At 44.5% G+C, this 13,254-nt stretch carries 8 protein-coding genes and 1 pseudogene; 1 reads left to right on the forward strand and 8 read right to left on the reverse strand.

The genetic code is table 11. The annotated features are described in order from the left end of the window. Positions 1–25 precede the first annotated feature (25 nt). Together E4N65_RS09015 and E4N65_RS09020 are read right to left on the reverse strand one after the other, a co-directional pair. Positions 26–1,261, reverse strand: a complete 1,236-nt coding sequence (locus tag E4N65_RS09015; protein ID WP_253672900.1) for a dicarboxylate/amino acid:cation symporter — start codon at positions 1,259–1,261, stop codon at positions 26–28. A gap of 256 nt (positions 1,262–1,517) precedes the next feature. Then, positions 1,518–2,102: a flavin reductase family protein gene (locus tag E4N65_RS09020; RefSeq protein ID WP_044015239.1), complete on the reverse strand. Its 585-nt coding sequence runs from the start codon at positions 2,100–2,102 to the stop codon at positions 1,518–1,520. Between the two features lie 59 nt (positions 2,103–2,161). On the opposite strand from E4N65_RS09020, the pseudogene E4N65_RS12245 reads away from it, so the two are divergent. Beyond that, positions 2,162–2,242, forward strand: a pseudogene (locus E4N65_RS12245) (flavodoxin family protein); the annotation flags it as partial. A 37-nt stretch (positions 2,243–2,279) separates the two neighbouring features. Here E4N65_RS12245 and E4N65_RS09025 read toward each other — a convergent pair. The 6 genes from E4N65_RS09025 to E4N65_RS09050 form a co-directional block, all read right to left on the reverse strand. Continuing rightward, on the reverse strand, positions 2,280–5,117 hold the full coding sequence (locus E4N65_RS09025; protein WP_253672901.1) for an AAA domain-containing protein: 2,838 nt from the start codon (positions 5,115–5,117) through the stop codon (positions 2,280–2,282). Positions 5,118–5,561: 444 nt separating this feature from the next. Continuing rightward, positions 5,562–7,805 carry a DEAD/DEAH box helicase gene (locus E4N65_RS09030; RefSeq protein ID WP_253672902.1) on the reverse strand — a complete coding sequence of 748 codons (2,244 nt, stop codon included), beginning with the start codon at positions 7,803–7,805 and terminating at the stop codon, positions 5,562–5,564. Between the two features lie 20 nt (positions 7,806–7,825). Beyond that, on the reverse strand, positions 7,826–9,157 hold the full coding sequence (locus E4N65_RS09035) for an ATP-binding protein (protein ID WP_253672903.1): 1,332 nt from the start codon (positions 9,155–9,157) through the stop codon (positions 7,826–7,828). A 251-nt stretch (positions 9,158–9,408) separates the two neighbouring features. Continuing rightward, positions 9,409–11,211, reverse strand: a complete 1,803-nt coding sequence (locus E4N65_RS09040; RefSeq protein WP_253672904.1) for a TerB N-terminal domain-containing protein — start codon at positions 11,209–11,211, stop codon at positions 9,409–9,411. A gap of 24 nt (positions 11,212–11,235) precedes the next feature. Continuing rightward, complete coding sequence (locus E4N65_RS09045) at positions 11,236–11,730, reverse strand: methylated-DNA--[protein]-cysteine S-methyltransferase (protein WP_253672905.1); 495 nt, start codon at positions 11,728–11,730, stop codon at positions 11,236–11,238. 37 nt (positions 11,731–11,767) lie between these two features. Further along, positions 11,768–13,111 (reverse strand): hypothetical protein, encoded by a 1,344-nt coding sequence (locus E4N65_RS09050; RefSeq protein WP_253672906.1) that lies wholly within the window; start codon positions 13,109–13,111, stop codon positions 11,768–11,770. Positions 13,112–13,254: the final 143 nt, after the last annotated feature.

Here is a 13,254-nt window from a genome sequence, read left to right on the forward strand (position 1 = left end):
TTTTACACTTCAATACCGGCTTCGGTTAAATAAAGAATCGTAAATCTTTTCTGCCGGTCATGTTGAATCGATACGCTGTGATATAGGTTCCCGTTATTGCAGTTAACGCGTTAATTGCTGCCGCGATGGAGCTGATAAAAAAGGCAGCCGGACGTAAAATCAAATACCCCGACTCAAAGCCTCGTCCGTAAAGCATACACAAGGAGGTCAGCGCAATATATGTTCCCCCGATAGAAAACCGTCCGAGCAAACATGAAAAGAGAGAGGCATATCCCACAAGCCAAAATATATCGCTAAAAGCTATCCTAAATACATTAATCGAATAAGATTTTAAAATCACAACAAAACTGACGGTAATGACTAAAGCCGACCCCGCTCTCCCGAAAATGGAGAAAACAGGAAGGGCAACGGAGGAAATGCGCCGGCGTACACCGAGGCTTTCGTTGGAGTGACGCAGCAATACACTGAGCGCGACATGGGTATCCTGTGAAAAAAAAGCTGCCATCATGGGTGCGAGGCTTGCATAGAGAACTCGATACGGATTGATATCGCGGCAAAAGATTTTCAATAATGCGGGATAAATAACAAGCGCGATAATCAATAGATCGACAATAAGCAGAATTGCAAAATCGGCAAAAACCGCAGTCAAGAGCATTTCGTGAAATTTAATTACCCAGTAGGACGAAACGGCTACCATACCGAATACCAGCATATCCACAAAAAAGACCAGTACCGCATAAGAAATCCGAGCCAAAGAATCGATAAGCGTGATGGTCGGCTTCGCAATATTTCTATCAACGGCGCAGCCGGCTCCTGCAAATCCGCCGAAAATGCAAAGCGGTAGGATATAGGTTCCATTTATCAATGCTTCGAACGAGCTGGAAGGAAGTAACTGTAATAGCGATTCTTTCACACCGAGAACTTGCACATCGGATATGCCTTCTACAAAAATAGGTATACGAGCGGGTGTATGAATAAGTACGGATATTAATCCGATACAGGACAATAATAATGCGGCACCGCAGATAATGAGGCTTGTAATAATCGCAACTTTGAGCAGACTTCTATTTTCACGTAATTCAAAGATACTGAGCGTAAATCCGAAAAAAACTGCCGGATAGAGAGCATACCTTCCGAACTGTATCGCTGCTTTTGATAAAAAGTCTACAGCCTGTACAAATAGCGTATTTTCGGCACCGGCGACAAGAGCAAAGGTTACCCCCAGCACAATACCGATAAAATATTTCAACCAAATTTTCATAACGACTGAGTGTAACCCAAAGATTGTACTGCGTCAACGCCGCACGCTATGGGCAAACGCATCAGGCAGTTGTGACAGCCCTGCAAAATATATAGGCTGTTCAACCAGAGTTTCGCTGCTACGCAGCTCAAATGGTCTCCCAGCCTATATATTTTGCAGAATTGGAGCTATTTCCCTGATGTGTTTACCCGTCTACTGGAAAATTGTGCGAAATTTTGGATAAAATTTCGCACAAAAGGGAGGTAAACGCATCAGGCTATTTTTTCATCAAATCTACGCCTGACTTCCATGCTTGGCCGACTTTTTCTCCGATGGCATAATAGCCGTTTTGGAATTGATCAAAAATGAATGCATTGAGCTTTGACGGTTCAACTTTGCCCTTTTCGTTTAAAACAGCCTCATCTGCAAGAACTCCGACGATTTCCCCGACAACGTAAAAGCCGAACACTGCATTTTTTATCTCTACTACTTTGCACTCAAGCGTAAGGGGAAACTCTTGGATAATCGGTGCGTCCACCTTGGCGCTCTTAACCGCCGTTAAGCCGCTGCGTTCAAATTTATCCGGCATCGTATTTCCGCTTGCAATACCAAAGAAATCCGCTTCCTCAATATGAGGGATATCCGCAACACTGAGGGTGAACGCTTTTTTGTACTTGAGATTCGCCGCAGTCTTATGTTTTTCATCAAGATTCATCAAAACCATATTTTCTGCACAGATACTGCCCCATGCCATATTCATTACATCAACTTTTCCATCCTCACCGTAAGTCGCTATCATGAGTACGGGCATCGGGAATAAAAACGGATGAACTCCCAGCTCTTTTTTTGTATGGCTCTGCATTGTGTCCTCCTATACACTATCTTGTTTTTTTAAACAGCATGTTTGCATAGAGATTATAAACAAATGGCTGGGCATACGGATCAAAAAGCAAAGCTCTGACAGGAAGAAAAATTGCACTTGCCGTCTCACTCGGGGCACCAACCGATGGACTAATTATATACACCATTAACAATCTGTCTACTTATATGAATCGGGCACCTGACCAAAATATCCGGCTAATATATCTTTGATATAGTTGTACCGCCGGGCATAAGAATTTTCTACAGGAATAAGAGTAAATCCTTGCTCTCTGCAAATATCTTTTTTCTTCGTGTCATTATCTTTTATGTGTAGATTATTATAATGCTCCCGTCCGTTTAATTCAATCGCAAGGATTGGTTCTTTCTTATTTCTATAGCCGATTTTATAAATCACGAAATCAAAACTGCATCGATAAAAATAGTCCTGATGAACCGTCCCCGGTTTAAAAATATGCGAAGCTTGTACTTCTGTTTCGACACAGTATTTTTTATTTTTTAAAGAAATAATTGAAAGTGCATGGTTCAATGTTTCCAAAAAAGCGTCTTCTGTTTCCGTTTTATACGGTTTTGTACCAAGAGCTCGCGAATCATTTGTACAGTTTGTTATCTTGTACGAGCCCTTTGCTTTTACATATTCCGCAAGTTCATAGATATCGTCTGATTTTGTCTTCTCTGCATTCCGGTGCAGCTGATTAAGAACAGTACTATTTGAAAATATCACAAGGCGATCTTTTGCACGGGATGTCGCAACATTTATCAGTTCACGATTATTTTTTAACCACTCATAAGTTTTATTATGAGTGGTATCGGTCAATGCGAGTGAGAATAAAATAACATCCTTTTCGTCGCCTTGGAATGCATGAACCGTTCCACAACTGTATTTTTCAGGATTGATACCAGCTTCCCTCATTGAATATTCTATCTGTTCCTTTTGACTTCTAAACGGAGTGATAATCCCGATACTTTTATCAGGATTATTTTTTATATAATGTACAATCGCTTCCGCTTCTTGTTCGGAAGTATTTTTAAAATTAGTCCTTGTACTATCAACATTATAAAATACCAATAGTTCCGAAACCGTAGACTCTGATACTATATTTAACCGGTTGTTATAATATTTTTCATTATTGAATTGAATGATTTTTTTATTACAACGATAATGATTATGAAGTAAGATTTCTTCACTGATTGAATCGTTTGCTAAAAAAGTTTTATAGATTGAATTTGTAATATAATCGTAATCGTCAGGAATACCATATTTTGTTCTTAATGCTTTGTTGATATTCTCATCCAAGGTAATTACCGGATTAAGCTGCTGCGGATCACCTACCAGCATAAGCGTTTTACCGCGTATAATCGGGATAAGTGATAGTGCTGTATTACACTGGCTTGCTTCATCAATTATAGTGCAATCAAAACAAAGATTGCCACTGCCGAGTTTATGCGCCGAAATACAAGTAGTTGCAATAATCGGAAAAATCTTTTGCAATTTACAAATATTATCATCGACGGATGTATATTTATTAAAAGCCGTAATGCGTTCTTCCTCTTTTTCAAGTTTTAAAATAAGACGAAGATCATCATACTCCGGTTCTGAGAGCTGTTGGATATATCTTGCTGATATATAATAAAGATATTTTAGGAACTCATTTTCATCATTTTCCAAAAGATTAAGAGCATCCTGATCGGAAACCTTGGGGATTTCATTAAGTTTCTTTCTGATTACATTAAGCTGCTGTCCTTCCAAACCAAGCCGCATTTCCATACTTGTGTTTTTTTCAAGCATTGCTTCAAGTGTATCTTTTCGTTCGGCAAGTTCTACCGTTTCTTGATGATTTTTTAACAATGTCGATAGTTTTTTTGTTCGCTCTATCGTATCGTATTTATTTCGTTCAAGTGTTGTAGTATATATTGTAATGTTTTTACATTTTTGATACAGCGTTTCTATATAGCCTAATGCTTCTTTTACTTTCTCATTACTGCCAAGGCGGAGAACAGGAAATGGTATAGTATCGATACTTCCGGAGTGTCTTTTATATTGCAGTGAACTTAAAGTCTGAAACACAGTATCGATTGGATGGTTGTTATACGAAGAAAATAGAACCGTTTTATTGTTAAAGAATGCGGTGATAATAGTGTTTATTATTGTATTGGTTTTGCCCGTTCCGGGCGGTCCTTGCGTATATGATACAGGACTATGCATTGCATTGTGTATGGAAAGCAGCTGATCAAGATTTATTTTTTTATTCAGTAATGTTATAGGTATATCATTTTCATTTTTTTCAATACTATGCAGTTCTCCGAAGAATGCACGTATTGGAATGGAGACCTTACCGGTTTCATACATAGTCAGAATCGATTCATATTCTTTTTCAAGATTGACTTTGACATTTCGTTGTAAATATAAAAAATATGGACGATCATCTATTTTTTCTTTTGAAATTTTTTCCTGAATAATGTTTTCAATTTTTTGCAAGTTTTTATCAAAATCTTTGAGTAGATATAATTCACATGGTTCAAGAAAGCGACGAATACTTTCAATCTTACCGTCGTCCGAATCGGCATTCATATAGAATTCTTTATTAAAAGAAATTTCGTTTGATATTTCTAATGTATGTTTCTCGACATTTAAAAATATTTCACGATACGCAAGTACATATAGCCCTTTCCGGGTATAAAGGCTTAGTTTATTTAGACACAGCTGTCCCTCCATTTGATGTTTTTTCTGCTTTATATTCAGTTTTTTATTAAACGCATCAACAATTTCTCGATACTGCGTATCAGATAAGCGATATTCTTGTGGATTACTGCGGAGGACATTGTCATCTAAATTTTCTATGAGGCAAAAATCATTGTTTAATGACGGAATACTTTCAAATTTATTGCAATCCGCAAGGTAATTGAGAATTTTGAAGTTTGCAGAGCCATCAAATAGTAATTCATACTTTGCAGGATTACAATCAATATCGTCAACAAGATGTTGATTTATCGGCATATATGTACCATTTACAATACTTGCCGATAGTATACGTTCTACAGAAAGCAACATATTATCTGCAAGTGTATACGTATGAAGATGGAGGCCACTGCATTGTAAAGTGTACAATGTTCCGTCCTTATTTTTGAGAATGTCTTTTATTCCTATCCAGAATCGAGAAACTTGCTCACTTTTTTTATTACAGTACTCAACATAGAGCCACTTCCCTTCATATACTGCACGAAAAATTTGTCTTGTAATGTTATTCATAAGAGTATCCGATATTGTTTTTGCTTAGAAGTATAGACATATTAGACCTGTTCGGCAACTGCGTTGCGGAACAGGTAGACGAGTTCTAAATCGCACAAATAGCACGATTTAGAACATCGCACTTCAAGGTAACCTGTTCAGAAACGGAAGTTTCCGAACAGGTTTATTGTATAACTTGGTCTGTATTTCATATTATGCTTTCTCTGCATTTTCCTTCCATCCCAGCACCCGCTGCTTCATGCCGGCGATATCCAGTACACCTAAGGCAAATCCTCTGCGTACCAGCTCAGAGGGAACATACTCGTCGTATTTGTCAAAGATGGGAACTTCCCTTTCGTAGACAAGCTCGAGCGGGTCAAAGTTTTGTGCGGCTTCTTCGGCAATAATGCGATAGAATTCTTGTGCGCTTACCTGCATGGTAAACTGTAGGTAGTACGGTCTGGACGGACTCAAGCCTTTGAGCCCAAGCCGTGTACCGCAGCGGAGCTTGAGAAAACGTTCCAACGCAAGAAAGGCATAGCTGCCCAGCTGAGGAAAGAGCGCCCACATAGAGCCGCCGAGGGAAATGAGCGGGTGAGTGTCCATCCCTGCCTTGCTGAACGTATTCCGCGCTTCCTGCAACCGGCACACTGCATGGCGCATCAGGTACGGGTAGCTTTTCTGTTCGGCAAGGACAGTATGCATCCGTTCCAAGATACGGGTGTGTATATCGCCTGCCACATCACCGAAATACGCAGGGATATTCCCCTTTACCAGCGTACAGTATACCTCGCGGCGCTGGTGATCCACCTCGTCCACTGCCCATACCCTGCCTGCAATGGCTATCTTCTCGCCCGCAGGCGGCGGTTTGACGATTGTTCCCAGCTCTTCGGAACCGGAACGCACCGTGTATTCGATATTTTCTTGGAACACTGCGTAAAACTTATAATTGTTGACAACCCGCTCCCCGGTAATCCCGACAATCAGCCCGCCGTTTTCCGTGCGGTTGATATGATCAATAGTGATAAGGTGCCGGAGCAAGGTACGGAAGTCCTCCTGACTGATGCGGCGGAATACCGACAGGGACAGTACTCTGGATGCAAGCTCCGCCGGTGTCATCTCTCCTGAGGAGGCAAGCGTACTCATGGTCTGGTGATAGAGCAGGGAGAAGGGCAGCTTTTCCGTGCGCGGAGGTTCCACAAAACGCTCTTCGATATAAAGCTGAACAAGTGCAATCCCTTGAATAAGATACCACGGGATCATCTCCGGCAGCATTGACCGCGCTTCGGGATGATCTTCCCGCATAACAAACCACATTTCCGAAGGAGTGCCGCGCCGTCCGGTACGTCCCATACGCTGTAAAAAACCGGAAACGGTAAAGGGTGCATCAATCTGGAATGCCCGCTCCAGTCTCCCGATATCAATCCCCAGCTCCAGTGTAGCGGTAGCGCACACACTGATAAGCGAGTCGTCATCCTTCATCTCTTCTTCCGCACTTTCGCGGTACGAAGCGGAAAGGTTGCCGTGGTGAATTAAAAAGCGGTCGGGCTCGTGGTTGGCTTCACAGTATTGCCGGAGGTGCTGGCATACGACCTCGCACTCCTCGCGGGAATTGGTAAACACGAGACATTTTTTGCCGCGGGTATGCTCAAAGATATAGCCCATCCCCGGATCGGCAGCCTTGGGGGCAGTGTCCGCGGCGGGTTCTACCGTAAGTGCTTCGATGGTAATAGGCTTGCCTTCGTCAGCTTGCGGCTCCGTATTGAAGAAGTGTTCCATCGAAAGCCGCCACACCTCTTTGCCGCCGTCGCATTTGGGGATAACCGTTTCTCTCCCGCTGCCTGCAGCAAGAAAGGCTCCCGCTTCTTCAGGGTTACCGAGTGTGGCGGAAAGACCAATCCGTCGGGGATTGCAGCCCGCAGTCCGGCAGAGCCGCTCGATCAGACAAAAGGTTTGCCCGCCGCGGTCCGCACGCAGCAGAGAGTGGACTTCATCAATAACGATAAAACGGAGGTCATGGAACAAAGAGGGTATTTCGCTTTGCTTGGTGATCATCAGCGCTTCAAGAGATTCCGGGGTGATCTGTAAAATCCCCGCAGGTTTACGGAGCAGCTTCCGCTTTTGACTCTGCGGCGCATCACCATGCCATCGCGTTACGGCGATTCCTGCTTCCTCGCAAAGCTCGTTCAGCCTCCCGAACTGATCATTGATGAGCGCCTTGAGCGGCGCGATGTACAACACTCCCACCGAGGCAGCAGGCTCTTCGTATAAGAGGCTCAAAATAGGAAAAAATGCCGCTTCGGTTTTGCCGGAGGCGGTGGATGCCGTCAGCAGCACATTGTTATCGGTATTGAAAAGAGCATCGCCCGCCGCATTCTGCACCGCACGAAGCGCCTGCCAACCGGAGCGGTAAATATAATCCTGTATAAAAGGGGCGTATTGATTAAAAATATCCATCGCTCTTCTACGCACTCACCTTAAATCGTAAACTCGGCATAGTTTTCATCGGCGGTGTCCGATACCGCATCAGACTTTGCGTACGAAAATGTATCGGAGTTTAGTAACTCGATAACGCTCATTCCCGGATTTTGGTATAAAATATCCAGCAACTCGATAAAATCCCGGATTACTTCGCGCGGGGTGATATGTACATCGGCGCCGATCCGCTCATATTCAATTTTGATAAACCCTGCCAAGTCGTTCGTGGTGATTTTCTGTTCATAGCCATAGAGACCGGCGTGCATCGCGGCGAGTTTTTCGCAGAGGATCAGCATTTCTTCCGCAGTGATCGGGTCAAGCCGGATTACCGGCGCAAGTAAGTCCCGTGCACCGGGCTTGGAAAACTTCCCCTCTGCAAGACGGGAGCGGAGCGCCTCGTAGCTGTACACACCGCGCCGCTTATCCTCTATCGCCTGCGGTGTTGCCCCCATGATAATACCGAGGTATTTTGCCTTCCCCTGTAAGGTGTCGTTGTACATAGTGAGGAGTTTTTCGTAATTGTACTGGCGCGTGATGGAGTTGGGGACTTTATAAATATTGACGAGTTCGTCGATCATAATCATCATGCCGGAATAACCTGCCAGCCGAAAAAATGTTGCAAAGAGCTTGAGATACTCGTACCAGTCATCATCCGTAATAATGATATTGACACCGAGTTCTTCCTTTGCTTCACGCTTGAGGGCATATTCACCCCGGAACCACCGCACTACTTTTGCTTTCGTTTCATCATCGCTCTTGAGATACGCATGATAATAGGCTGAAAGTAATTGAGCAAACTCAAAACCGTGTACCAGCTCGCTCACCGAAGCGGTTACCGCGTAAATCTTTTGATCGACAAGCGCAGTCAGTGCCGGGTCTCCGGGTTGAAGCCCGCTTTCTTGCAAGGCTTCACTTTGCACGGTGCTGATCCACCGCTCCAATATCAGCGTGAGTGCACCGCCCTCCGGTTTTGTCTTTGTGGAGAGATTCCCGATCAGCTCGCGATAAGTTGCAAGCCCCTGTCCCCGCGTTCCTTGCAGCCTCCGTTCCGGAGACAGGTCTGCATCCGCAACAATGAACCCGCGATCCATCACATAATTTCGGATAGCTTGCAGTAAAAAACTCTTCCCCGCGCCATACCGCCCGACAATAAAGCGGAACGAAGCACCGCCTTCGGCGATAATATCAACATCATGCAGCAAGGCTTGAATTTCATTTTTTCTTCCGACGGTGATATAAGGCAGCCCGATACGGGGCACAACACCGCCTTTTAAAGAATGCAATACTGTCTGCGCAATCCGCTTCGGAACTTTTCTTTCCGCTTCGTTCATGTTGTTTCATCTCCCAATATCCAGGACAACCGCATACGGATATTTTAAGCGGTTGTCTTCATTTTGTGCGAAATTTTTGAGAAAATTTCGCACAGGCTATTTTAAAAGTGTAGGGCAATCGCATCAGAAGTGTAAATCGAATTACGCAAAATAATAGGTTGGGCAACCATTTGAGATGCAACGCATCGAAATTCTGGTTGAACGGCCTATTATTTTGCGGGGGATTTACAATAGCCTCTGATGCGATTGCCCTATCCCAATATCCCGATAATATCATCACGATAATCTTCCACAAGGGTAATCGTTTTGCCGTCGCATTCTACCACCGTATCGCCGATAAGATCAAACAAGGCCTCATTGATAGCATCGGCGATAACGCTCGGCATTCCGCGCTGTGCTGCAATCAATTCCAGCACCGGCTCTCCGCGGAGCAGCATCCGCAACAGCTGCATTTGCATATCATCTAACGGAACGGATGTATTGGACGGCGCTGCTAGAACTGCCGCTTCGGATTGTTCAGATGCTAAGTGCGGAGACGCGGCAACGGACAACACAGCGGCTGTATTCTTCCGCGCTGCTGAGTTTTCTTTTGTACGTTTTTTTGAGCCCGCGCTCTTGCGGACGGCTTTGTTTACAGCATTGAATTCCGGCGAGCCCATCGTCTCTTCCTCGGTTAACAGGTTGCCTTGAGTTTCAAGCGCATCCTTTCTGATTTTATCCAGGCCTGAAAAGTCAATCGAGATCTTAGGACGTGCCGCTTCGATTTTTGCTTTCCGATCCGCCTCAATAACCGCCTCTATATAAGGTACCGCCCATGCCGCTTCTTTTCGCTCTTTTAGCGGATGTCTTATTTTGAGGTATAAGCGCAGTCTTCGGTCTGTTTCATGTAAAAAGTCAGCAATTATCTTTCTATTAAAATAGTAGCTTTGACACGTTACCACATACCATGCTCCCTCTTTAAAGAGATATGATCGAGAAGGATTCAGCTCATATGCGACGGATTTTCTTTTCTTACTATTATCATAGTAAAGTGTGTACTCAAGAGGGTGCCAGTCCTGTGCTCTTCGGCGCCCAAAACAAAGTTGAAAAAGTTTTTTTCCATCTTCTTGATATTGAACGGAAGCAAGCCGCCACACTGCTGCAAAGAGGGTGATAGCTTCCGTCCCGCGCTCTTGTATCAGCTTCGATTCGGCAGTCTTCTTCCCACCGAACACACAGAACGCATTAAACACTTCCTGCGCACTGAATTTTTCCGGATAGTGAAGAATTTGAACTGTGGCGTCTTTTTCCAGCATGTCGCTGTCCGCATACTTACGGGCAATGTCCGGGGCAAGTCCCTTCAGTACAGCGAATTCCAGCATCCACCGATGAAGCCTGTCTCGCAGATATTTGTCGCCAAATCCTGAATCGATATAACCTGTTTCAAATTCTTCCATTTTCCTAAGGCTATCTTCCACCGATTTCGTTCCTATCCCATTGAGCAGCTCATACAGATACATCGATACAAACGTTTCGCAGTGCTTCCGATAGTTTCCCTTCCGCAATTCAGTCCGCCATGTAAAATACCCGCGCAGCTGAGCTAAAGATAAATTATGATAGGTCGACCAATAATAAGTGCTGATTTCTCCTTTCCAAGGAACATTATCTTCATAGTTCTCCATGAATTTTCCCTGCACATAGAAGTTTTTACATATCTGCTTAAAAGAACCATTCCCATATTGATAGAGATTCTTCATTCTGCGAATTTGCTCCGGAACATACTTTTTCGCTTTTGGTGTTGCGCTGTTTGAAGCTCTATCCGGTGCTGTTTTTTGCGTTGGCTTGGGATTATTACCGAATGATGTGGTTTGTTGTGCTGTTGTATTATCATTCGGTGGTTTTATCGTCAGTGTCTGACCATAGAAAAGCGGCGCATCGTGATACTGTGCCTGCTCCGTATTGCTGTTATCGAGAATCACCGTGAAACCGTTTTCATTATTGCAACCACCCGCTTTGTGTATCATCTGCTGCGGTGCCGATACCAAGTCTTCCGCAAATTTTAATATATCTATCATACCCACACTGTATTTGCCTGCATCTTACAGAACTTTCTCCAGCGTCAGTAATGCTCTTTTTTTATCAAGGCCGCCTGCATAGCCGGTTAAGTTACCGTTCGCTCCGATAACACGATGACAGGGTACGATAATGGAAATGCCATTATGACCGACTGCACCGCCGACCGCCTGTGCAGACATACGGGATAGACCTCGTTGACGGGCAATTTGCTTGGCTATTTCACCGTAGGTAGTTGTATGCCCGTACGGAATAGTACAGAGGATATTCCACACTGCATTTTGGAAATCCGTTCCGTTAAAATGGAGCGGCACGGTAAAATCAGGTTCTTTTCCGGAAAAATAGACATCAAGCCATCGCTTTGTTTGCTGTAAAAACGGGGTTTCTTTTTCTTCATGCTGTTCTTCAAGATACTGAGCAAAAAACTTTTCGCCGTTGAACCACACGCCGGTCAAACCTGCGTTGTCTGCTGCCAGTAAAATGTTCCCCAGCGGAGAATCATACCATTGGGTATATGTCATACGTATCCTCGGTTATCACATTTCAAGGCAACCTGTTTTAAAACTCATACGCGAGGGTGAGCCTGATAAAGCTGTTGCGGGAAAATTGTCCGAAGTTTCCGGTCTTTTTACCGCCGAAGATACCGACATTACAGTCGATAAGCAAGGTTGCGAGCTGCCAATGGATACCGGGCATAATGCAAAAGTCTGCGTCCTCAAGCCCGACAATGGCGCCGAGTTTCCATTCCAAGGAATTACGCAAGAGGGTTTGCGATACGGAAAATGCGAGCTTAGTATCCGTTGCTTTTTTGCCGTATTCCACATCGTTGATTTGAGCAGCACTTCTGCTATGATGAAGCCGAATATTTTCCGTTGCGGTCAAACTCACGGTAAAGCCGAGGGGTGCGGAATAGACCGCACCGATATTCCACGCAAGCGACGGGTTATATATGGAAGGATTATTGCCCGATAAATCCGAGGTGATATTTGCGGCGAATTCCGCACTGAGCGATACGGGGCCGAGTCCGACACCGTAATCGATGCCGATATGGTGATAAGGATTATAGAGACCGGTAAAGGTTGCAGGGGAAAGGGTTTCAAACGCAAGCTCTGGCAGCCGACCGTAAAAATACTGAATGCCGAAGTCGTGTTTGCCTCCTACAGCAGCCGTAAGCCGCCCGCCTCCCTGCGAATATGCGAGGGTATTGGTAGCAGGCTTATGAAAGACCGAAGCACTGTTACCCCATATCCGGTCAAATTGCTGTGAATACCAGCGGTCGGTTTTTCCGGTAACAATGCGGTTCCCTTCAAATACCGGCAAATATACGCCTTCCAGTTTGAGATCATGAGGAAGGTACACGACTGCGGATATGAGCGGGCGGGCAATTTTCATCTCCTGCGGGGCATACATCAGCGTAAGGTCGGTTTTATCGCGAGGATTGACGATATCAAGCACACTTAAACTTTCCGCCCGCCCCCAGTTCATCTTTTGGATGCCGCCGGTAATAACTACCGAACCAAAGAGCATTTTGAGATATGCTTCGTCAATCCACGAAGCAATCTGGGAACTTTTGGGAAAAACGTTCTGCTCTGTGCCGAGCAGGGGAGCGAGGGTTTTACCGTTAAGCTTAACGCCGAAATAGGCTTCCGTCATCGGTGCGGTTGCGTGAACGTGCAGCTTTCCCTCAATCATCGAACCGGGCTGCACATCCTTAAAAGTCTTAAAATCGTCAAAATAAAACGAGCCGCCGAGAGAAAGCTTTCCGCCGATATCAATCGAAAAAGCACTGCCCGATTCCGCCTCGCTGTCAAAGCCGAAGTCATCGGCTGCCTCTTCCGCATTCAACGCCGCCGCACAGCACAAAAAAAACAAAATGCTTATTACTATGGAATTTTTTTTCATCTCGGTCTCTCCTTTTGGCAATATACGGTGTATCTACTACGTTATCTATTTCAAAAGGCTTACGGCCCCTTTTTTCCGTAAGCAAGGTAAATGGATCAGACTGGTGCTACACATATCGCAAAATAAGTGGCTGGAGCAGCATT

The organism is Treponema sp. OMZ 855 (assembly GCF_024181145.1).
Classification (GTDB): Bacteria; Spirochaetota; Spirochaetia; order Treponematales; family Treponemataceae; genus Treponema.